This window comes from Metabacillus indicus (assembly GCF_046603695.1).
GTDB lineage: Bacteria > Bacillota > Bacilli > Bacillales > Bacillaceae > Bacillus_P > Bacillus_P indicus.
In genome coordinates, this window is record NZ_CP176757.1 from 1,233,066 (window position 1) to 1,256,212 (window position 23,147).

18 protein-coding genes and 1 pseudogene are annotated in these 23,147 nt (G+C 39.2%); 13 read left to right on the forward strand and 6 right to left on the reverse strand.

Going from position 1 to position 23,147, the window contains the following annotated elements:
* Positions 1 to 10 precede the first annotated feature (10 nt).
* Positions 11 to 481 (forward strand): SMI1/KNR4 family protein, encoded by a 471-nt coding sequence (locus ACK1LH_RS06195; RefSeq protein WP_411334769.1) that lies wholly within the window; start codon positions 11 to 13, stop codon positions 479 to 481.
* 639 nt (positions 482 to 1,120) lie between these two features.
* Here the strand turns inward: ACK1LH_RS06195 and ACK1LH_RS06200 are convergent.
* The 4 genes and pseudogenes from ACK1LH_RS06200 to ACK1LH_RS06215 form a co-directional block, all read right to left on the reverse strand.
* Positions 1,121 to 4,021, reverse strand: coding sequence for a DUF3427 domain-containing protein (locus ACK1LH_RS06200; RefSeq protein WP_411334770.1), 2,901 nt, complete (start codon positions 4,019 to 4,021; stop codon positions 1,121 to 1,123).
* A 108-nt stretch (positions 4,022 to 4,129) separates the two neighbouring features.
* On the reverse strand, positions 4,130 to 4,531 hold the full coding sequence (locus ACK1LH_RS06205) for a (deoxy)nucleoside triphosphate pyrophosphohydrolase (RefSeq protein ID WP_411334771.1): 402 nt from the start codon (positions 4,529 to 4,531) through the stop codon (positions 4,130 to 4,132).
* A 69-nt stretch (positions 4,532 to 4,600) separates the two neighbouring features.
* Positions 4,601 to 4,772 (reverse strand): annotated as a pseudogene (locus ACK1LH_RS06210) (MFS transporter); the annotation flags it as partial.
* 205 nt (positions 4,773 to 4,977) lie between these two features.
* Complete coding sequence (locus tag ACK1LH_RS06215) at positions 4,978 to 5,148, reverse strand: DUF3934 family protein (RefSeq protein ID WP_203289911.1); 171 nt, start codon at positions 5,146 to 5,148, stop codon at positions 4,978 to 4,980.
* A 583-nt stretch (positions 5,149 to 5,731) separates the two neighbouring features.
* Between ACK1LH_RS06215 and ACK1LH_RS06220 the strand changes: the two genes are divergently transcribed.
* Together ACK1LH_RS06220 and ACK1LH_RS06225 are read left to right on the forward strand one after the other, a co-directional pair.
* Complete coding sequence (locus tag ACK1LH_RS06220) at positions 5,732 to 6,055, forward strand: phosphoribosyl-ATP pyrophosphohydrolase (RefSeq protein WP_411334772.1); 324 nt, start codon at positions 5,732 to 5,734, stop codon at positions 6,053 to 6,055.
* Complete coding sequence (locus ACK1LH_RS06225; RefSeq protein ID WP_411334773.1) at positions 6,052 to 8,478, forward strand: DEAD/DEAH box helicase family protein; 2,427 nt, start codon at positions 6,052 to 6,054, stop codon at positions 8,476 to 8,478. The genes ACK1LH_RS06220 and ACK1LH_RS06225 overlap by 4 nt, the downstream gene beginning before the upstream one ends.
* Positions 8,479 to 8,515: 37 nt before the next feature.
* Here the strand turns inward: ACK1LH_RS06225 and ACK1LH_RS06230 are convergent, their stop codons facing one another.
* Positions 8,516 to 9,244 (reverse strand): protein TolA, encoded by a 729-nt coding sequence (locus ACK1LH_RS06230; RefSeq protein WP_411334774.1) that lies wholly within the window; start codon positions 9,242 to 9,244, stop codon positions 8,516 to 8,518.
* A gap of 603 nt (positions 9,245 to 9,847) precedes the next feature.
* Here ACK1LH_RS06230 and ACK1LH_RS06235 point away from each other — a divergent pair.
* From ACK1LH_RS06235 to ACK1LH_RS06280, 10 genes are all read left to right on the forward strand, one after another.
* A complete protein-coding gene (locus ACK1LH_RS06235; RefSeq protein ID WP_411334775.1) occupies positions 9,848 to 10,579 on the forward strand; it encodes a GntR family transcriptional regulator in 732 nt (243 codons plus the stop codon).
* 58 nt (positions 10,580 to 10,637) lie between these two features.
* Positions 10,638 to 11,984: a GntP family permease gene (locus ACK1LH_RS06240; RefSeq protein ID WP_411334776.1), complete on the forward strand. Its 1,347-nt coding sequence runs from the start codon at positions 10,638 to 10,640 to the stop codon at positions 11,982 to 11,984.
* A gap of 332 nt (positions 11,985 to 12,316) precedes the next feature.
* The gene (locus ACK1LH_RS06245; RefSeq protein WP_411334777.1) at positions 12,317 to 12,664 is read left to right on the forward strand and encodes a hypothetical protein; all 348 of its coding nucleotides are present in this window, start codon (positions 12,317 to 12,319) and stop codon (positions 12,662 to 12,664) included.
* 283 nt (positions 12,665 to 12,947) lie between these two features.
* Positions 12,948 to 14,609, forward strand: a complete 1,662-nt coding sequence (locus ACK1LH_RS06250; protein ID WP_411334778.1) for a sensor histidine kinase — start codon at positions 12,948 to 12,950, stop codon at positions 14,607 to 14,609.
* Positions 14,606 to 16,000 (forward strand): response regulator, encoded by a 1,395-nt coding sequence (locus tag ACK1LH_RS06255; protein ID WP_411334779.1) that lies wholly within the window; start codon positions 14,606 to 14,608, stop codon positions 15,998 to 16,000. Before ACK1LH_RS06250 ends, ACK1LH_RS06255 begins: the two co-directional genes overlap by 4 nt.
* 157 nt (positions 16,001 to 16,157) lie before the next feature.
* On the forward strand, positions 16,158 to 17,813 hold the full coding sequence (locus ACK1LH_RS06260; RefSeq protein WP_411334780.1) for an extracellular solute-binding protein: 1,656 nt from the start codon (positions 16,158 to 16,160) through the stop codon (positions 17,811 to 17,813).
* Between the two features lie 137 nt (positions 17,814 to 17,950).
* Complete coding sequence (locus tag ACK1LH_RS06265; RefSeq protein ID WP_411335072.1) at positions 17,951 to 18,835, forward strand: ABC transporter permease; 885 nt, start codon at positions 17,951 to 17,953, stop codon at positions 18,833 to 18,835.
* An 18-nt stretch (positions 18,836 to 18,853) separates the two neighbouring features.
* Positions 18,854 to 19,738 carry a carbohydrate ABC transporter permease gene (locus ACK1LH_RS06270; RefSeq protein WP_411334781.1) on the forward strand — a complete coding sequence of 295 codons (885 nt, stop codon included), beginning with the start codon at positions 18,854 to 18,856 and terminating at the stop codon, positions 19,736 to 19,738.
* Positions 19,739 to 19,760: 22 nt separating this feature from the next.
* The gene (locus tag ACK1LH_RS06275; RefSeq protein WP_411334782.1) at positions 19,761 to 21,467 is read left to right on the forward strand and encodes an alpha-amylase family glycosyl hydrolase; all 1,707 of its coding nucleotides are present in this window, start codon (positions 19,761 to 19,763) and stop codon (positions 21,465 to 21,467) included.
* A 155-nt stretch (positions 21,468 to 21,622) separates the two neighbouring features.
* The gene (locus ACK1LH_RS06280; RefSeq protein WP_411334783.1) at positions 21,623 to 22,057 is read left to right on the forward strand and encodes a hypothetical protein; all 435 of its coding nucleotides are present in this window, start codon (positions 21,623 to 21,625) and stop codon (positions 22,055 to 22,057) included.
* Positions 22,058 to 22,117: 60 nt separating this feature from the next.
* Here the strand turns inward: ACK1LH_RS06280 and ACK1LH_RS06285 are convergent, their stop codons facing one another.
* Positions 22,118 to 23,041: a DHH family phosphoesterase gene (locus ACK1LH_RS06285; RefSeq protein WP_411334784.1), complete on the reverse strand. Its 924-nt coding sequence runs from the start codon at positions 23,039 to 23,041 to the stop codon at positions 22,118 to 22,120.
* Between the last annotated feature and the right edge of the window lie 106 nt (positions 23,042 to 23,147).

The following is a 23,147-nucleotide window of genomic DNA, read 5'->3' on the forward strand; positions in this document are numbered from 1 at the left end:
GAGAAGGAATATGAAAATAAAACAGGACACTATAGTAAGGCCATTGCCTTCAGAGGAATTGATAAAAAATCACGAAAAGTTTTGGAGACTTTCATTACCAGAGTCTTTCTTAGAATTTATAAAAGAAAATAATGGTATAGAGGTTGAGGAAGCAACATTTGAGTGTAACAACCGTGATTATGCGATAGAAAGGTTTTTGTGCATATTAGATGATATTGAGAATCATCCAAAAGGAATTTATGACATAGATGTTGTATTTTCACAAATAGGTGAAAGGTTAACTGATAACGAAGACTTATTAGGGGCAGAGGTATTGCCAATAGCTAGTGTATTTGCGGGTGACTTTGTATGCTTAGATTTTAGAACAGATAAAAATAATCCATCTGTTTGTATATGGTCTCATGAAGAATCCGATGAGTTTGAGCCTGTTACATATAATGTGGCAGATAACTTTACTGAATTTTTGAAGGTACTTGAATAGAAACCAAGAGAGTACAAGTTGAAAATATATGAAATAAAATTTGATATTAATAATGGATACATTTAATAGTATAGAAGAAAGCACCTGATTGCCTTTTGAGCAACAGGTGTTTTTTGTGAGATATTTATGCTTTGGATAACATGAATGGCGCTTTAATGAAATTCATTGCTCATGAAGGTAGTACCGTTAAGGCATTTTGTTTTGGTACTTTGTTTGTAAAATTATTAAAAATTACAGGCGAGATGACATTTTATATGCCAAGAGGACTTATGATACTGAAAAGGGAGCTAGTTCCATTGGCATTCAAATATTACACCTCATAATGGTGGTAGGACAAAAGGGATGTGGGCCGATGCTCCAAGGTAATAATGTTGAGGAGGTAGAAAAATGGAATTTAAAGATGAATCAATTATTTATTCATTGCCGGACGATAATTTGCTTTCTGAAAAGGGAAGCAAGTGGAGAATAACTTTACCCTTGGTATTAACTAAAAAAAAATCCTTTTTGAAAAGTATATTTCACAAAAGCTTGCTCCTGAAAATGAGCAAGCTTTTGTATTTTACAATACTTTTTTTAGAGTTGTTACATAATGTTTGTTTGAATGATTTGTGGATGAAAAACTTGCAAGATACTACGCTTTTAGTTTGTTTCCTCTTCCCCACTCACAAGATACTGATAAATCTTATAATCAACCGCCTGCTCCATGACCATATGAACATGGACAACCGGAAGCTCTTTTCCATTAGCGATCATCTTGCTTTGGTTAATGTTCTCTTGATCTGGGTGGGCCTTGCCTAAATAATAAAAATCACTGCCTTCCCCATCTTCCTTTTTTACAAAAATATGGAGGTCAATGTTGTTTTCATCAGCTCGGATGATTTCTTTTACTTCTTTTGATTCAAGCGTTCGATTGCTTCTCGTGAACCATTTCAAAAGGTCCTGACTAAGAAATTCATCTCCATAATTTATACTTTCTTCTACTTCACTTTTCTTATGGTACGTAATAAAAATAGGGCAGGTTTGGTGCTTCGTTTTGTACCCATATACAGTCGAGCTTTCGTCATTCTCCCAGTTGAGAAGCTTACAAACATCTTTTCGTGAATACTTCTGATTAATTGTTAGTAGCTGATCGCATTGAAAGGATTTGGTCTTAACCTTAGCACTCTTAATAAGATCCTCAACCATTCTACTAAAATAAGAATTGGTTAACAGTTCCTTCACTGACTGACTAAAAGTAAAGTCTTCTCCATTTAGTACAACAATTGGTCGATCTCCATATTTTTTTCGACTAACTTGTGTAAAGAAGGAGAGGTCGAATACTCGACGAACAGAGGTAAGCGTCTCTGAGCTCAATTTACAATCGTGTTCTAGCAATTTTTCCGTAAACAGCTGAATACTTACTTTATCTTGCTTCATCAAAAGGTCTAGCAATACAATTTCATGCAGACGTTGTCCATTTAGTACCTCTAAGGAAAGCATGGTGAGGACCTTGCTTTCATATTCTGAGATAACCGGAACATCTTCTTTTATTTTCTTTAAAAATTGATAGTAATTGAAATGCTCTTCCACGATAACGACTGGATCAATAGAGTTATGCTGAATGAAATCATAAAGCTCGGGTATTCTTCCGATGCGATTTTTCAGCTCTACATATGCATCCTTTAGCACTTTTAATGATGTTAATCTACTGTTCGTAATTGCCTTGAAAATTTGCTTCTTAGCAATTTCTTCAAAATTAATCGTAGACACGCCTTTAATATAGCTTGTATCCTTCACATGACGGCGGATGTTGTCCTTGTTTTGTGACTTATCCCCAGATAAGGCGACAGGGATCAAGTAGTTGTTTTTGTAGTTGCCGATAAAATCAATGATGGTTACGTATTCTTTGGAGGCATGCTTACGAAGACCTCTTCCTAGCTGCTGAATAAAAATGATGCTGGACTGTGTTTGCCTAAGCATCACCACTTGATTGATGCAAGGAATATCAATGCCCTCATTAAAAATATCGACCGTTAAAATGTAATCGAGTTTTCCATTTTCAAGCTGGTTTACCGCTAATGTTCTCTCATCCTGAGAGTTTTCCCCCGTCAAGGAAGTGGTACGTAACCCTCTTTGGTTTAATTCAAATGAAAGCTTAGATGCCTCATCTTTTCTACTACAGAAGATTAATCCTTTGACTCTATCACCATAGTGTCCATAGTAGTAGAGCTTCTCTACAATGTGATCTACCCTTTCCGTATCAACCAATTTGGAAAAGGAAACCTCTTCATCTAGCAGCTCTCCGTCATAGACCATGTCGGTGACACCAAAATAATGAAATGGACAAAGCATATCTTCTTCTAATGCTTCCTGCAAGCGGATTTCGTAGGCTATATTGTAGTCAAACAGCTGAAAAATATTAAAATCATCTGTCCGTTCAGGTGTAGCTGTCATTCCCATTAAAAACTTTGGTTTGAAATAATCGATGACTCGACGGTAAGAGGATGCACCAGCTTTATGTACTTCATCAATTAAAATGTAATCAAATTCTTCTGGGTCAAATTGATTTAGATTTGCCTCTTTTGAAATCGTTTGAATCGTTGCAAAAAGATATTTCGCTTGTGTTTGCTTGTTATTTCCAGAGTAAATGCCAAAGTCAGATTCGATTCCACCTAAAATCTTTAGAAAATCAGTTTTGGCCTTCGAAAGAATTTGTTCACGGTGTACGATGAAAAGCATCCTTTTCGGAGCATAGCGACGAACATCAAATGCCGATAGGTACGTTTTTCCTGTTCCAGTGGCAGAAATAATAATGCCTTTATCTTTTCCAGCGTCTCTCACAGCAGCAATTTGTAGTAAGGCTGCATCCTGCATCTTATTGGGGACAATTTTCAGAGCTTCCTCTATAGCATTCGTTTCATAAGGAGCGGGCATTTCAATTAATTGATTGATATCATTTGGTCTTGCTATGGGGGTGTATGACTTTTCGTATGCTTCTATCCAATCAGAAGTAAGAAGATGGGCATTCTCCCACACCTCTTCAAACTGATTCTTAAAATGATGAACAATCTCCCCATTTTCATGAGAAGTAAGCTTCACGTTCCACTCATAATTTACCTTTAAGGCATGTGCTGTTAGATTTGAGCTGCCTACAATAAGAGAATAATGTGTATGATGTTTAAAAATATATCCTTTCGAATGGAAACCTTTTATATCAGTTGTCCGCACTTCTACATTTTCTAGCTTTAAAAGCTCTTTGAATACCTTCGGCTGGTTAAAGTTTAAAAAGGTAGACGTTAAAATTCGTCCACGAATTCCTTTGCGCTTCAAATCTAACATATGGGATTTTAATGTGGCTAACCCACTCTCTGTAATAAACGCAACAGAGAAAATAAAGTCGATGCTTTTCTCTAATTCCTCTAGTACAGCGTTTAATACATTTTCATTTTTCCGAGTGTTATTTACTAACAATTCAGGTCGAAAATTACCTGAGCGAGTATGCTTCTGATCAATAAACCCTTTATATAAAGAAGCCGTTAAGTTCTCAACTAAATTTGACATAGTATCCCCTTATTTACCAAGTATTCTTTCATTCTATGATACTATGGTAAATCCTGCAAATATGCGGAAAATATAATAAGCTACCCACAATTTGTGAGTAGCTCTCTATTAATTAGCGGAGGATTCTCTGGAGATCTTTTCAATAGCAGGCACATCTGCAGGAGCCCAATCTAAAGTGTCCAGCTCCCCCGGCACTAGCCACTTCATTGCCGCATGCTCGGTTAAAACCGGTTTGCCTTCCTTCAGCTGGCAGTAAAAAGTGGTGAGGTGGACAATTCCAAAGTCATATTCATATACCGTTGTTTCAATTTTCTCCCCGATTTCCACCTTGCAAAGCATTTCTTCTTCAATCTCCCGGCCCAGCGCTTCCTGAGGTGTTTCCCCCTCTTCAATCTTCCCGCCTGGGAATTCCCATTTTAGCGGCAGCACCTTGCCGTTCCCTCGTTGGGCACAGAGGATTTTGCCGTTTTCAATGATTACTGCGCCAACTACATGAATGTTCTTTTTCATAGCAACCTCCTAAAATCGTCGTAATTCTGTCTTCATTATAACTTACCTTAGAGACAGTTGAAACGCACGAAGGACTGCCATTCCTCCTAAAAACAGTCTCTGAAAGTCATATACTTCCAGTGTCATAATCCCAATCATTGGACCTAAAGAGATGGCTATCGTTTCACCAACACCAAAATACCCATTCCTTCACCCCGACGTCCTTAGGAATGATCGCGGCAGCAAGTGTGGCAAAGTAGCTCGGGCCTTGGTCCAATTATCCATGGCGGGTTATTGCTCGCAGTGGTCCTTGTTTTGATCGTGAAGGGGAGCGGTTATCGGTGAAAAGGCAGATCGCCGCTTTTATGGTTCTGTCTTTTACTTTCTCATATCACTTCATGATGTAGATTTCAGGTTTTTCTGCATTAAAAAAAGACCCAAAAAGGATCCATGTGCTGTCATTCATATTATTCTTTTGAACTTTTTTCATCGTTCTGCTGTTTCGTGCCTTTACTTGTATAAGGCTTAAAACTCTTCTTTTTATTGGCACTGGCCTGCCAGCGATTCCAGCCCTTTTTACCTGTTCCGCCGCCTGTCCCGCCTTTACTGCTCTTCGTTTTTGCTTTAGCTTTACCCATACGATCACTCCATTATAATTGAACGCTGACTTGCAGCGTGTTTATTTAATAGGCTGTTTTCGCTTAGATTGTTGTTAAATGTTGCCGTTCCTTCCGATGCAATCAACTTTAGACTTTTACCATTAAATCTTTTAGCAACAATATTTTCGAAAATCGCCATTTTATATCAAGAAAGCATTAAATCATGCGAATCGGTGTCTTGCTCAATCGACCAACGCCTCGGCCAGAACAGATCCGCTCTTCTTATAAGCATATTAGTACTACACTACCACAAACACCGGGCCTTATGTAAAAACCAAAAATAGTTCCAATATTCGGTTTAAGTTTCACCATTCAAAGCTTCAATCACTCCATTCGCACTTCCGCAATGCCTTAACAGCCCTCAAAGGTCCCGTTCAGCATACGTCCAGTATCCCCAGATAATCCTGGCATACAAAGCAACGGTCGCTTCTTTATTGACTCTTCGTAAATAATTTCAATTACATTTTTCATAGAGATCCAGTCGAAAAAGATTTTTCTATTATTCTTCAATCCTGTAAAATAGGGATTAATTAGAAAAAATATGTATTGAAGGAGTTATCTCATGCCAATCTACAACAAACTAGTCCGAGATCGTATTCCGGAAGTAATCGAACGTACAGGAAAATCATTTAATACAACAATATTATCGCAAGAAGAATACATAAAAGAATTAAAAAAGAAAAGCTATGAAGAACTTGAAGAGTATATGTCAGCTGAAACTAATGAAGAAGCTTTGGAGGAGCTTGCAGATGTCCTTGAGATTCTCCATGCGTTCGCAGCAGTTCATGGTTCTTCCATTCATGAAGTAGAAGAAATTCGCAAGAAGAAAGCTGAGAAACGCGGGGGATTCCAGGAACGAATTTTCTTGGTGGATGTTGAAGATTGAGTAAGGTTCAGTTAATAACCAATCAACTTGCCAATCGGCTGATCGAAAAATTGGAAACAGCTGATACCATTTATATCTTAACGTCCTTTGTCATGAAATCTGGCTTGGATTTACTAGAGAAGCCATTGCTGAAAGCAGCTGAGCGGAACGCCGACATCAAGATCTGTACAGGAGATTATTTGTACATTACTCAACCTGAAGCGATCGAGAAGCTTGCTGCAATCCATCCATCAATTGAAGTTCGGATGTGGAAAAGTAATGGGGTCAGTTTTCATCCAAAAGCCTATTTATTTGAAGATGAGAAAAATGGAACATCGATTATTGGTTCTTCTAATCTTTCAAGGTCCGCTCTAACGAAGGGATATGAATGGAACGTTGAAGTAGATGAAGAATCTGATGGGGACTTATTTTTAACCGCAGCTCAGACGTTTCTAGAAGTGTTTCATCATGAACAGACGATTGCTTTAAATAAAGTGACGGCAGAATTATATAAGTCAAAATATGAAATCTTCCATGCGAAAACTCCTCAACTCGTGAAAAAGTGGACGGCATTAGAAGAACAGGATTTAATGCTCCCTGTTTCAGACGAAAAAGCAGATATTGTAAAAGAGCCTTCAGTCATTTACGGATCCATACAACCAAGATTTGCACAAATTGAAGCATTAGAAGAATTAAACGCGGTCTATGAATCAGGATACGATTCCGCAATGATCGTGATGGCGACAGGATTGGGGAAAACCTACTTAGCGGGATTTTTTGCTGAGAAGTTTCCAAGGATTTTATTTATTGCTCATTTAGAAGAAATTCTTTATCAGGCAAAGTCTTCTTTTGAAAAGATCATCCAAAATCGTTCGCTTGGAATCTATAATGGCAGAATAAAAGATTCAAAAGCATCTATTATTTTTGCTTCTATCCAGACCTTGAGCAGAAAAAAGCATTTGGAAGTGTTTGATGTGAATGAGTTTGATTTAATCATTGTCGATGAATTTCATCATGCCGCTGCAGCTTCCTATCAAAAAGTAATCAATTATTTCAAACCAGCGTTTCTGCTGGGAATAACAGCAACTCCAGATCGTAATGATAATCGCGATGTTTACGAACTTTGTAAAGGAAATGTTGCGTATAAAATTGACTTTCTTGAAGCGATTGAAAAGAATTGGCTGTCTGCATTTAAGTATGTTGGTATATACGATGATACAGATTACTCCAGGATTTCGTGGCTGGGTTCAAGATATGATGAAGAAGAGCTTTTGGCTGCACAGCTCAGACAAGGAATGGCTGATAAAATCATAGAGGCCTGGAAGAATCATAAACAATCTCGGACGATCGTCTTTTGTTCTTCAATTAGACAAGCTGATTTTTTATCACAGGCTTTTTCAGATAGAGGATACAGAACAGTAAGCCTGCATTCACAGTACAAAGGACTCAATCGGAATTTCTTTATAGAACAGCTTGATCGAGGGGAACTGGATGCGATTTTCACAGTGAATCTTTTCAATGAAGGCGTGGATATCCCGTCTGTCGACACTCTTTTATTTGTAAGACCAACAGAATCATTGACTGTGTTTACGCAACAAATAGGACGGGGACTAAGGCTTCATCCTGATAAAGAAAAATGTGTCATTATCGATTTAATCGGAAATTATCGAAATGCAGACCTTAAGCTTAGTTTGTTAAGGGTACCTGTGGCATTAGATAAGAAGAAATCTGGAGATTTGCCAACTTTACCTGCAAATTGTGTGCTTGATTTAGAGATGAAAGTCATTGATTTGCTGAATGAAATGATGAGGAAGAAGCAGCCTAGAAAAGAAATGCTGCTGGCTAATTACAATAAGGTAAAAGAAGAACTAGGTAAAAGGCCATCTTATTTAGAGCTTCATTTAAAGGGAGCAGAGCCGGCTTCAGCTTATAAAAGTGAGTTTAAATCTTACCCGGCTTTCTTAAATTGGGCAGATGAGCTCCATGAAAATGAGAGTAGGGTTTTTGAAGCATATAAGGATTGGTTTACTGAAGTTGAGAAGACAGTAATGACGAAGAGCTACAAAATGATTGTGCTTCTCTATATGCTTAACAAAGGTCCTGAAAACTGGCTAAAGCCCGTTACACCGGAAGAGGTGGCGCCATTTTTCTTTAACTACCTGACCGAAAAAGAATATAGAAGAAACATCGATTTTTCAGGAAAAGCAGCCATGGAAATGTGGAACGGAGATTTGAATAAAGTAGCCAAACTCATAAGAGATATGCCGATGACTAAATGGAGCGGGAGTTCGAATGGATTAGTTATGTTTAATGAAGGTGAATTCTCTTTTAATTTTACAGTGAATGAAAATGATGAATTGCAATTGTACAGATGGACAAAGGAAATTTGTGAGTATCGTTTGCATGGGTATTTTGAGAGGAAAGAGGTAAAACAAAAAGGATAAATCTATGGGGATTTATCCTTTTTTGATAAAATGAAGGTTATCTTTTGGAAGCTCTAAAACCAGCTTTTTCTGCTTCTTCTGGAGAACAGAACCACTGAATATCATCTTGAGTTTTATCATAGTAGGCACCACCGGGCATGTGATAAATTTTAGAGTTCATATTTCCTTTAATTTGTCCTTTGCAAGATAAATTAGATTCTTTATCATCACTTGGGTCATTTACAAATGCTTCTCCATTTCCACTTGTTCCAGAACTTTTTGCGGTTTGAGCCTTTCGCTCAGCTTCTTGTTTAGCAGCGGCCTGCTCTTGAGCCTTTCGTTCAGCTTCTTGTTTAGCAGCGGCCTGCTCTTGAGCTTTTCGCTCAGCTTCTTGTTTAGCAGCAGCCTCTTCCTGAGCTTTTCGCTCAGCTTCTTGTTTAGCAGCAGCCTCTTCCTGAGCTTTTCGCTCAGCTTCTTGTTTAGCAGCAGCCTCTTCTTGAGCTTTTCGCTCAGCTTCTTGTTTAGCAGCAGCCTCTTCTTGAGCTTCACGCTCAGCTTCTTGTTCTTTAGCCTTCTCTTCAAGAGCTTTTTGTTTTTCCACTTTATCTTCTGCAGCAGCAAGCATTTCTGTAGATTTTCCATTCGTTTTTGATGGTTCAACGACTTGAGTTTCACCTATGAGTCCTACCATAAAGAAACAAAAAAGAAATAAGTAGATGTAAGTATATAAGACTTTTCTTCTTGTTTGATAATGAACCCACGGTAAGACTAATTTTGGTTTAATCAAACCGACAATTAGGGCAAGGATACTAATGAAAACTCCAGTAGCAGCTATATTAGTGATTACTTCTGACTCTGGTAGCATAAAACTTAATAGAAAGAGTATGAGAAAAGTATAAAAAAGCGATGCGAGAAACGTTTTCCATCCAGTTCTTGAGCGGAAACCAATTAATTTTCTACCCCAATTAATAATAAAAACCCCCGTTATATTATTGTAATTTTAATTCTCTTTTTTCATCTCTCTATTTATTGGTAAAAAGAGGACAAATCACTATTTTATTATAAAGGGGAAAATTTAATTTTGTAACATAAAATTCCTTTTTCATATTTAAAATTTGAAATAACAAAAAGTTAATGCGACACTCGATTTTCTAATACTTCCATTATCCTGATCTGCAATTACAAAAAAAGATCCTTCCCCTGGAGTGGGAAAGTTTACATTTAACTCCAATTCATTTAGAAAACCAGCGAATTATTTTCAAAATCACTTCAACGGTTGATAGTGCAACCTTTTAAAAACAAAATCTTAAAGTTAAGCGTTTGCAAAAATGAAAATCCATGTTACTATACTTGTATACAAGTATACTTGTTTATCAAATGAGGTGGCATTATGGAGAACAACACAGAATTTATGTATCCGGAAAAATGGATTTTAAAAGGTTCCATCGGGGATCGCATCACATCGGAGCTTAGGATGCGTATTATTTCAGGGTTAATTGAAAGCGGAACCATTCTCTCTGAAAATAAGATAGCGGCTGATTTTTCTGTAAGCCGTTCACCAGTCCGTGATGCAATGAAGACGCTTGCATCGGAAAATATGATTCGGCTGGAACGGATGGGAGCGGTAGTTGTCGGACTGTCTGAAAAGGAAATTCAGGAAATATACGATGTTAGGCTGCTGATTGAAACGTTCGTATTCGAAAGGCTTGTCAAAGAGGATACGAAGGAGCTTGAGAGAGAGCTTCATAAAATTGTGGAAATGATGAAGGTTGCAATCAAGTATGGGGATGCAGATGAATTCTCTTTTCAGGATGTTCTTTTCCACGAAACCATCATCCGGTCTGCAGGTCATTCCTACATCATGATGATCTGGAACAATTTAAAGCCTGTTATGGAAAGTTTAATTCTGCTTTCAATGCGGGCCAGGTTCAGAGAGAAATACGAAGATTTTGAAAGGATTCTCAATAATCACGAGCTTTATATCAAAGCGATCACAACAAAGGACCGTGAGCTCATGAAAATGTCTCTGCATCAAAACTTCGATGATGTACAGGACAAAGTGGATGACCTTTGGATGTCTCAGGAACTGCTCAATAAAGGTGTTGGAGACAGAAAAGAGTAGAATGTGTACAACATAGATATCGGTACCTCGAGTACCAGACACTAGGAGGAAGTAAGACATGCCTTTACTTATAGTAGGAATTGGAATTATAGCCTTATTGGTGCTGATCATGGGCTTAAAACTGAATACGTTTGTTTCTTTAATCATCGTATCATTCGGTGTTGCACTTGCACTTGGAATGCCTCTTGAAACGATTGTGAAAACGATTGAAGCCGGATTAGGCGGAACACTTGGACATCTTGCCCTTATCTTTGGTCTTGGTGCAATGCTCGGTAAATTAATTGCAGACTCGGGCGGAGCCCAGCGTATTGCTATGACTCTAGTGAACAAATTCGGTGTGAAGAATATCCAGTGGGCTGTTGTTGCTGCATCTTTTATCATCGGTATCGCTCTTTTCTTTGAGGTTGGACTTGTCCTTTTAATTCCTATCGTTTTCGCCATTGCAAGACAGCTGCGAGTTTCCATTCTCTATCTCGGTATTCCAATGACAGCGGCGCTGTCTGTAACCCACGGCTTCTTGCCGCCACATCCTGGTCCGACTGTTATATCAGGTGAATACGGGGCGGATATTGGCCAGGTTCTTCTTTACGGAATCATTATTTCCATTCCAACAGTTCTTTTGGCAGGCCCTGTTTTTACAAAAATTGCGAAGAAGATTGTTCCTGAATCATTCACGAAGACCGGAAGCATTGCCTCTTTGGGAGAACAAAAAACGTTTAAGCTTGAGGATACTCCAGGCTTTGGCATCAGTGTATTTACTGCTTTGCTTCCAGTGATCCTGATGTCCATTGCAACCATTATTACTCTGGTACAAAATACAGTGGGGCTTGCTGACAATAGCTTCCTTGCAGCCATTCGGTTCATTGGTGAAGCTGGAACTGCCATGCTGATTTCCTTATTGTTTGCCATCTATTCAATGGGAATCGCCCGCAACATTCCAATGAAACAGGTAATGGATTCTTGTACGACCGCCATCACTCACATTGGGATGATGCTTCTGATTATAGGAGGCGGCGGTGCTTTCAAACAAGTATTGATTGACGGTGGTGTCGGAACCTACGTAGCCGATCTTTTTGAAGGCACTTCCATGTCACCTATCCTGCTTGCCTGGATTATTGCAGCAATCCTCCGCATCTCACTTGGATCTGCGACAGTGGCTGCGTTGACGACTGCTGGTCTCGTAATTCCGATGCTTGGCACGACTGACGTAAACCTTGCTTTAGTTGTCCTTGCAACTGGCGCAGGAAGTCTGATTGCCTCCCATGTTAATGATGCAGGTTTCTGGATGTTCAAAGAGTACTTCGGCCTGAGTATGAAAGAAACGTTTGCCACTTGGACCTTGCTTGAGACCATCATTTCTGTAGCAGGACTTCTATTTATTCTGTTGCTTAGCCTGTTTGTTTAATACCTTATGTAAAAGGCGATAGGACCCCCTGGGTTCTATTGCCTTTTGATTTTTTATGTTTGCGGTTAGGCGAGCACCTTTAACATCGACGTCCGCAGGAGATTTTGATCCTTCACGGGTTGCATCGTTTTACATTGTGGCTGACTTCTTTTTTACATGCATCAGCCTCGAAAAAGTCAACAAAGCCGGTAATCTGAGGGAACTTGGAATATAATATATGAATTTTTTTAATTAGGACGAAATGTTGTGATACATTTTATATACAAAAAGAAAACCAAAAAGTTCCATGAATTTAAGTTGAAATAATTATAATAAACTAGAGGTTGATAGTTATGCATAAAGATATTGAGAGCATAATAGATAATTGGATTGAAAAAATAAATAAAGACGAATTTTACCTAGCTCATTCATTTAATAAAATCATTGAGAAAAAAAGAAGTGCTGAAGCATTTGAGTATATCCCTCATATGATCGATGCGATACTAGAAACTAATGATGACTTTATAGCTTCTCAATTAATTTTTTATTTAAATTGTCTATATGGAAAAGCTGATACTGCAGAAATTCATCATGCATTTATTTCAAAAAAAGAAGAAATGGAATGGCACATTAATAATCTTGATGGAGTAGATTCCAAACGAGAATATCTAGAATTTAAAAGAGATCTCAAAATTAAATAGAAACTTTGTATTACTTTTAGTAAAAGCGCTATCTTTTAGATAGGGCTTTTTATATTTTAGGCGTCATATAATATTCTGTCATGTGTTCTGTTCAATAATTTTTCTATGAATATTTAATTAATGCTCCGATTGTTGGCACCTGCAAATACCTTCTCTCAAGCTAGTATTCACAGCGCTTTCATGATAACATAATTTCAAAAAACACCTTAAGGAGGGAAGTGCTATGAATAAAAGGCAGATTTGAAAGCGTTTTAGAAATGTGACCTTCAGGAAAAGGATTATCATGATTTTTATGATCAGCAGCTTGATTCCTTTTATTTGTCTGGGCTTTCTCTCCTTCTTTACAATCGATTCTATTATCCAGAACAAAGTGGAGACATCTTTGCAGAATAATTTAAAGCAGGATTTGATGACGCTTGAAAATACGCTGGATAATTTGAATCACGTGTCGCAGCAGCTTTCTGTTGGGGGCGGTGCAAACCGGATTCTTGAAGATCTGCTTCTTGAAAAGGATGGCTACAGGAAAATTCAGCTGACGAAAGAATTGAAAAGCGAATTAAATCTTCTTTCTTTTTCCAATCCGAATATAGGTCTCATGATGTATTATCATGCCAATACCGGAAACTATGATTTTGAAAATTTTCGTGTTCGCAGCGGTTTTTCCCCGTCAGAGCTTCCTGTGATGGCAGAATTCCCCGAGATTACATATTACGGGCCTCATAAATCATTTAATGGCTCCATCAATCAAGTGGTGTTCAGTACGATGAGAAAGGTGAATATTCCGGGGAGGAACATTTATCTTTATATTGAATCAGGGCGAAATGCACTAGAGCCGCTGTTTGCTCCGGAGAATAGAAAAGAAACATCGAGGCGTCTGGTCATCCTTGATCCGCAGGAGCGAATTGCTTTTAGTGAAAATCAGGATGTGTATCCAGTAAACAGCCAGTTTTCTTTTGAGGGAAAATCAGGGTACTACAAATCGTTTTTTTGGACGAAAGAAACGAGCAATCAAGGCTTTAGTATTGTATCAATCACTCCACAAAAAGAGCTGACAAAAGAGCGCAATCAATGGATTCTTCAAGCTGCATTTATTTTTGTTTTCTTTCTGGCAGTTGCATCTTTGTTTGCCTGGCTTCTTTGGAAAATGGTCTATCATCCTTTGAATAAGTTCAATAGAGAGATTACCAATCTTATGAATTCGGACATTGAACTTGGTGAAATGACGAATATTCCTGAATTCGATGATCATTTGAAGAAGGTCAGAAATATGAAAACGAAGATTTGGGACTTATACGCTGAAATTGAAATCAAGGAAAAGCGCAGGGCTGATCTGGAAGTAGAAAAGCTTTTGTATCAGATTAATCCGCATTTCTTGATGAATACTTTAGATACCGTTCATTGGCTGGCTGTATTCAGCGGAAATAAGCAAATTGATAAACTTGTGCTATCACTGAATAAGCTGCTTGGATACAATCTTGGGAAGATGGGAGAAACAACTACCGTTGAAAAAGAGTTGGCAGCAGTAAGGGAATACTTAAGCCTGCAGCAGGTGAAATACGATTTTCAGTATGACATAGATGTAGACCCGGCCGCACTGAATTGCCGGGTTCCGCGTTTTATCATGCAGCCGGTAGTAGAAAATTCACTTTATCATGGAGTAAGCGATAATGGATACATCCATGTGAATGTCAGGGTAGCTGAACGTCTGGAAATTACGATTCAGGATAACGGAACAGGTATGACTCAGGATGAGAAAAATCAGATTCTTGAAGAGTTAGGGAATGAAAACCAAAAGGTAGGAATGGGAATCGGTTTGAAGTATGTAAAGAAAATTCTTGAAGCTGAGCATGGGAACCTGGCTGAATTCCATATCAAAAGTGAAAAAGGCAAGGGAACAATTGTAACAATCAGTATACCGCCGGAAAGGGAGGCCGAGGCTGTATGATTCGGGTCTTAATAGCAGATGATGAGAAGATTGTCAGGATGGGGCTCGTATCGTGTATGCCCTGGGCGGAATTTGGCATGACAGTAGCCGGTGAAGCAAACAACGGGGAGAATGCCCTGCAATTTATGGAAAGCAATGAGGTGGATTTGCTTTTTACGGACTTATCAATGCCTGTCATGTCAGGAATTGAACTTATGAGAGAGGTTATTTTACGGTTTCCGCATGTGAAGATTGTCGTTTTGACACTTCATCAGGATTTTGAGTATATACAGGAGGCTCTCAGGCTGGGTGCGATTGACTATGTTTCTAAAACACAGCTGGAAAAGGAAAACTTTCATGATGTTCTTGGGAGAATATCTGAGATTATGAAAAAAAGAGAAACAACGGGTCTTGCATCTTCTAAAGAAAGTCTTGTTAATAAAAGCGGTTTAGTCCTTTATTGCATGAAATCTGCAGAAGAACCCGCTAATCACGATATTCCTTTAAAGGGAGCTGAAGAAACGGATTTTGGAGTGTGGTACTGGAATGACTACACGGAGCAGGATCTTGCAGGTTTGAGAGAATGGGCTGAAAGCCGCATGGCAGCTCATAGAGAGAACTGGGCAATTGTCTGCATCTCAGGCTTTGGTAAAATGGATAAACGCCAATGGCTTCAGCTTGTCAAATCTTATCAAAAAATGGACTTGTTTTACACATTCGATCCATCAAATCCTTATATTCACGTACTAGCAGATACCGTATCTCATGAAAATGAAGTCTCATTCTTAAAACTGAATGAAGTAAAAGAGAAGTGGCTGACTGGAGATTGGATAAATAATGAGGAGTACTTTATTCTTCTTAAAGAAGAACTAAAAGGGCTGAGGCTGCCGCCGATAAGACTGACTCGAATAATCTATTCAATGACAGATGAATGGAACAGAATCTATAAGGAGATTCTGCCGCAGCCAATTGAAACAGATGATTTTCTTACTAGTTGGCATCAGCTTGAAGAGTGGCTTTCTCAAGTAAGAGTAATGATTAAAGGGATTAGTGACACGCCGGCATTTTCGGAAGAAATTCAGGAGAGCATCCGAAAAGCACTTGTTCTTATGCAGGAAATGCTCAGCGAATCTTTATCAGCGGGAGATGCTGCAAGACTGGTCAACATGAGCAGCAGTTATTTCAGTATCTGCTTTAAAGAGATTGTAGGAAAAACGTATTCGGAACATTTACGTGACCTCCGCATGAAACGTGCAAAAGAACTAGTTAGAACAACGTCAAAACCCATACACTGGATAGCTGAGCAAGTAGGTTATCAGGATGAAAAGTATTTCAGCAGGCTGTTCAGGGATCAAACAGGATGTTTGCCAAGTGAATACAGACAAAGAAAACGAAGAGTAAAAGTTGAATAGGGTAGAAAACGTTCAAAAAACAGGTAGATGTATTTTTGAACGTTTTTTTCTGTTTTGAATGATATTCCCACCAATCATGTAATCGTTTTCTATCCAGCAGGTTAACGTTTCAATGATATAGTGAAAGTGTTCAAAAGCAAAAGGGGGATGGCTTGAGATGAAAAAGAAAATGAAACTTCTGCTCGCAGGCTTTTTGGCAGCTGCTGCAATGAGCGGCTGTGTGAGCAAAGATGTAAGCGATACCACTGAGGGTGTCAACGCAAACATGGAGCCGCTTGGAGGATATTCAGAACCGGTTGAGGTTTCAATCGGTAAAGGAATTGATCCGAATTATAAGTTCAATGGAGAAGATACTGCTGAGAATAACGTGTATACACGATGGCTGAAAAAAGAATATAACATTCATGTCAAACATGAATGGGAAGCAGCTTCCGCCGATTATGAGCAGAAAGTCAGTTTGTCTATAGCAAGCAACGATTTACCCGATGCCATGATGGTAAATGAATCTCAGCTGAAACAAATGATAAAAGCAGATCAGCTCGCAGATCTTTCTGAAGTATATAAAAAAGCGGGAGCCCCAAGGTTAAAAGCCATTTATGACTCAAATCCGGGACTGCTAGAAAATGTGACATATGACGGAAAGCTTTACGCTCTGCCTGAAACAACGCTCCCTTCAGCACCTATGACATGGATAAGAAAGGACTGGCTTGATGAGCTTGGTTTAAAAGAGCCTAAAAGCCTTGAAGACCTAAAAACAATTGCAAAAGCATTTATTGATAATAAAATGGGCGGAGAAAACACGGTAGGAATTGTAGGAACAGCCCAGGGCGGATCCCTTTATTCAACTTTCCTGACTTCTGGAGACCACTCTTTTAACCTTTCTCCATTGTTTTTTGCAAATGATGCTTACCCTGGAATATGGGTTAAAGACAAAAACGGGAAAGCAGTTTATGGTTCAACCACACCTGAAACGAAGAAAACATTGGGTATGCTTAGAGACTGGTATAAAGAAGGATTGATTGACAAAGAGCTTGGCTTGAGAAAAAGTGCACAAGAAGTGATCGTCAGCGGAAAAGCAGGGATTTTCTTTGGTCCATGGCACTCTCCGTACAGCATACAAGATGCAATTAAGAATGATCCAAAAGCGAACTGGAGGCCTTACCTTGCTCCTGTTGATGATTCGGGGAAGTTTAATTCAAATGAGACAACCGGCAGCCAGTATATCGTTGTGAATAAGAACTTTAAAAATCCTGAAGCGATCATTAAGATGCTGAATATCCACGTGAGTGAAAAAGCGAAAAGCTACGAGAAAGATGTAGCGGACAGACAGATGACCTCACAGGAAATCCCGCTTTTTATTATTGCAGGGCACGGAGATCAGCTTGAATATGCAGTAAGCTCGACTCAAAAGCACCTTTCGGGTGAAGTAAAGCTTGAAGAGATTGATAAGATCAACTACGGGTTCGCTTATGAGCTTGCAGCTCATGCGAAAAATGTAAAAAAAGAGCCTTATGAAAATTACGATATTCAATACTGGGACAAGCAAGGGGACGAGGCGTTCTTCAGTCATGTTTATGCACACTTAAATGGCGGCTCAACATTTGTGAATGCTGATATTAATTACGTGAGAAGTCTTGCAACAGCTAAAACGAAAACAATGGAATCAAGATGGGCAAATTTAAGCAAGCTTGAAGATGAGACATTCCTGAAGATTATCTTCGGAACGGCGCCGCTGAGCGAGTTTGACACATTTGTTAAAAAATGGAACAAACAGGGCGGTAAACAAATCACAAAAGAGGTCAACGAGCAATAGAGTTTTTGAGACGGGTGAAAGCTGCTCGTCTCTCTGACTTTAAGGAGGATATCTAAATGAAAAGTAAAGAAGTTTACAATGGTGAACCTCTCACAGTGCCTCATGTGAAAGTGCGTGCAGGAGTTTTGCCGAAATTCATGAAATCCAATGGCTTTCACTATTCATTGATGCTGCTGCCGGGCTTGATCTGGCTGTTTTTTTTCAACCTTCTCCCAATGTACGGAATTCTGCTTGCCTTTAAGGATTTTAACCCGGGGCTTGGTTTATTAAAGTCCGCCTGGATTGGGCTTGAGAACTTCCGCTATATGTTTGAGCTCGAAGACAGTGCTCAGATTTTCAAAAATACGATTTTCATAGCCATTGCAAAAATGGCATTGAACCTTATTGTTCCGTTAGTGTTTGCACTCATGCTGAATGAAGCAAAGAATCGGTTATTTACTAGATCTGTGCAAACGATTGTGTATCTTCCGCACTTTTTATCGTGGGTAATCGTCGCAGGCATTTTACTAGATTTATTCTCTTTTACAGGGCCTGTGAATCAGATGCTCGGGCTATTTGGTGTAGAACCTGTTCTATTTTTCTCAAATCCTGATATTTTCCCATCTATTGTTGTAGGAAGTGATGTCTGGAAAGAGTTTGGATTTGGGGCCATTATCTACTTCGCAGCTCTTACTTCTATAAGTCCTGAACTTTATGAAGCAGCAGCTATAGATGGAGCTTCACAATTCAAGCGGCTTATTCATATTACGCTGCCAAGCATTCTTCCTGTAGCTGTCCTCCTCGGAACATTAAGCTTGGGAAATGTTTTAAATGCAGGATTTGATCAGATTTTCAACTTATATAATCCTTTGGTCTATTCAACCGGGGATATTATTGATACCTGGGTGTACAGAACTGGATTAATAGATATGCAATACGGTCTTGCTACAGCAGTAGGTCTTCTTAAGTCAATTGTCAGTCTGATTTTAATTGCTGTATCTTATCTACTTGCTTACAGATTTGCAAACTATCGAATTTTCTAAGGATTGGAGGCATCATCCATGGTAGAAGAGCGGTCATTTCTCACAAAATTTTTTAATGGTCTCAATATCTTTATTTTGCTTCTGATCACCCTTCTTTGTATTTACCCAGTCTGGTACATGCTCGTTGTTTCATTCAGTGACAAAGCAGCAGTTGCTGCCGGACAGGTGTTTTTCTGGCCAAAAGAATTTACTCTAAGTGCATATGCGATGATACTTGAAGATGCTCAGTTTTTTAAATCGTTCTCCATTTCAGTGACAAGGGTATTTTTAGGAGCCATAACAACATTTGTTGTCGTTGTGCTGATGGCATATCCCTTATCCAAAACGTCTAAAGATTTTCGCCCGCGGAATGTGATTATGTGGACGCTCATATTTGCCATGTTGTTCAACGGAGGATTGATTCCGTGGTATATGACTATGAAATCTTTAGGCATGACCAATAACATTTGGGGACTGGTTCTTGGCGGAGGGCTTCCTGTTTTTAATGTCATTCTCGTCATGAATTTTTTCAGAAATCTGCCAAAAGAACTCGAAGAATCTGCCATTATGGATGGAGCAGGACCTTGGCGGATATTGTTACAAATCATTTTGCCGCTCTCAAAACCTGTTTTAGCTACTGTATTGGTGTTCACCATTGTTTATCATTGGAATGAATTCTTTCAGGCTCTCGTACTCATGACGAAAAATGACAACTATCCTCTGCAAACCTATATTAGGCAGGTTACGGTAATAGCTGACGCTTCGAAACTAGACGCTGAATCAGCGAAGCGTCTTACCAATACGTCCAATCAGACATTGAATGCAGCTAAAATTTTCATTTCAATGATACCGCTTTTAATTATTTATCCATTCTTCCAGAAATATTTCATTAAGGGGATAACGCTTGGTTCGGTTAAAGGATAACGTAAATGAGGAGAGGATTAATATGAAAGTAAGGTTAAAAAGAATGGTCATGCTGTTGATGATAATGTCATTGATTGGATCACTTACAGTATCAGCAAAAGATGCTCAGCCTGCTGAAATGTCTGAAAATACGATCCGAATCTATTATGAAAGAGCAGATCAGTCCTTTGATCAATGGGGTCTTTGGCTGTGGGGAGATGTTGAGGTGCCTTCTGATCAAATGGGAAGCTGGCCTATCGGGGCCACGGCTTTTTCCTTTGAACAGATTGATCAAAATCGCGCATACATAGATATAAAAGTAAAAGAGAATGCATCGAGTCTAAATTTTATTGTAGTCAATCGGCAGACAGGCGAAAAAGATGGAGGAAACAAAGTTTTTACACAATTTGAAGAAACGGGGGAAATCTTTGTGAAAGAAGGGGATGACACAGTTTATCTTAACTCAAAAGGTGTGCATAAGCCTGGAAAAAGCAAAGCACATTTTCCCAAGTGGTCAGATGACAGCGTCATTTATGAAGTGAATGTAAGACAGTATACGAAAGAGGGAACGTTTAAAGCATTTGAACAGCATTTACCCCGTTTGAAAAAATTAGGCGTTGAAATTCTATGGTTTATGCCAATACATCCGATATCTGAAGAAGGAAGAATAGGATCTCTTGGTTCTTATTATGCTGTACAGGATTATAAAGCGGTCAATCCGGAATTTGGATCGATGGAAGATTTTAAAAGACTTGTAGATAAGGCACACAAAATGGGATTTAGAGTGTTGCTTGACTGGGTTGGAAACCATACAGGAAAAGACCATATCTGGACGCAAAACAAAGAATGGTACACCCTGGACAAGGAAGGAAATATTACTCATCCTCCAGGAACAAACTGGCTTGATGTATCGGATTTAAATTATGATAATCAGGAAATGCGGAATGCCATGATGGAGGCCATGAAATTTTGGGTGAAAGAAGCTGATATCGACGGCTATCGTGCGGATTACGCAAGCGGCGTGCCTGTTGATTTTTGGGAACAGGCCAGAAAAGAACTGGATAAAATCAAGCCAGTATATATGCTTGCAGAAGATAATATAAAGCCTAACCTGTTAAATGAGGCCTTTAATGCAAACTATGGGTGGGAATTGAATCACATCTTGCGTGAAGTTGCATCGGGCGGCAAAGGAATCAGTGCCATAGAAGCTTATCTTTCAAAAGTGAACGCTCTCTATCCAAAGGGTTCCTATCCTATGCACTGGACATCGAATCATGATGATAATTCATGGGAAGGCACCACAGCTGAACTTTTTGGCGATGCAGAAAAAACAATGGCTGCATTAACTTTTGTCATGCCAGGAATACCTCTCATCTATTCGGGACAGGAAGCAGGGCTTAACAAGCGCCTCGCATTTTTTGATAAAGATGAAATATCATGGAACGACATCTCTATGCAGGATTACTATACTGAACTTGTGAAACTGAAAAAAGAAAACAAAGCATTGTGGAACGGATCAGCCGGCGGGAATGTAGAAAAAATTGAAACGGCAAGTGACAAGGTATTAGCTTTTTCCAGAAGCAAAGGAAAGTCAAAAGTCATTGTTTTCGCAAACCTTTCATCGTCTACTACGGCGTTTACAACAGATGCTGCAGCCGAGGAGTATAAAGTTTTTGGTGGAAATCAGTATACTTCCGTAAACAAAGAGGTTCAATTAGACCCATGGGAAATTCTTATTTTATCCAAGTGATCTCAAAGATGTTAAAAGGAAACCTGCGGGCTAACTGTTCGCAGGTTTTAGAGTTGTTATAAAAAAGGGATATACATATAAAACGGAGAATTACCTCTAGATACAACAAAACCTAATAGATCAGTTATCTGCCGGGACATGGAGGTTCGACAAACATGTTTACTAAAAAGAAGATGGAAACAAAAGAAAACCTTTATTGTATTGCTATTTTCACAGACAGAGAGTTGAGTGATAAAGAGTATGACGATCAATTAGAAAAAATCTATGATGCAGCAGAGGAAAGTGTAGCGGTTGTATCTGAGATTGAACCGCCTGATGAAATGGTCGAGGAACTAAAAAATGCTTTTCCTGACACTAAAATAGAAGTGCCGAGTTACGGTGTCTACAAGTTTGACCCTGAAAAGTTAGACGAAGAAACAAAGAAGATGGAGAAGAGGCACAAGTGGAAGAAATTTTTTAACACAATTCCTATTACTGAGTACCTTATCGTTGAAAATAAGGTCATGTATGATATCAATCAGGTTTTATTATTTACGACAGACATTCATGAGGTCATATCTTATATTAATGAAAATAAAGAGATGAGTTAGAGGGAACACAAAGAGGGAAGTATCCGCCTTTTCCTGGGGAACTTGCTGAAGGAAAGAGGTTTACCTCCCCAACTCTTCGATCATCTCCTCAGCTTCCTCCCACGATGAAAGAAAGGCGCCGGCTGCCAGCCTGTGTCCGCCTCCGCCGTAGTTCTTTGCGATTTCGTTTACAGCGATTGTTTTTGAACGGATTCGGACTCGGATCTTGCCGTCCTCCTCAATGAAAAGCACCCAGATGCGTGCAGGTATGTACGCGGTAAGGGCATGAATCAAAGGTGCTGCTTCAGAGGAATCAAGACTAAGGTTTACAAGCATTTCCTTTGTTACACGAAGGCTCACGATTCCCTGTTCAGTTACCTGTGCGCGGTATGAGACAAATGGTTTCCATTTTGAATAATCAGTGCCGCTCTTCTTCATCAGATGATGGATGCGATCGGGTTTAAAGGCGAATTTCTTTATCTGTGAAACAATCCTCAACGTTCGTTCACCGGCCATTCCATTCTTAAGCATGCCTGTATCTCCCATTATCCCCGCGTATAATGCAGCAGCTGCCTCATTTGTGAATTTAAATGTCTCCTGATTGGAAAAAAACAGATCCGCCAGCATCTCGCACACGGAACTATAAGAAGAGTCAACCCAGCGCAGATCCCCATAGCTTTCCCCATCGGAATGATGATCGATTTTTACGAGTGTTTTCCCAAACAGGAAGCGTTGGTCACTGATCCGCTTCGTTTCTGCAGTGTCGCAGACAATGACAAGAGCGTCTCTATATTGATAGTCTTCAATCATATCCATGCTGCCGATCCATTCAAGGCTTTTCTCCGCGCCTCCCATTGCAAAGACTTTCTTTTCCGGAAACGATTGCTGCAGCGTTTTTTTCAGGGCGATCTGTGAACCGATGGCGTCAAAGTCAGGATGAATGTGGCGGTGGATGATGATGGTGGGGTGGGTGGTGATGGCTTTTAAAATGTCTGATTGTTCCATGGATTACTCCTCATTCAGTCTATTCGTAACCATTCTATCATAATTTTTTCATTTTCCATTCAAAGACTCGGTTTGTAAAATAGGAAGTAACAAGAAATAAAAGAAG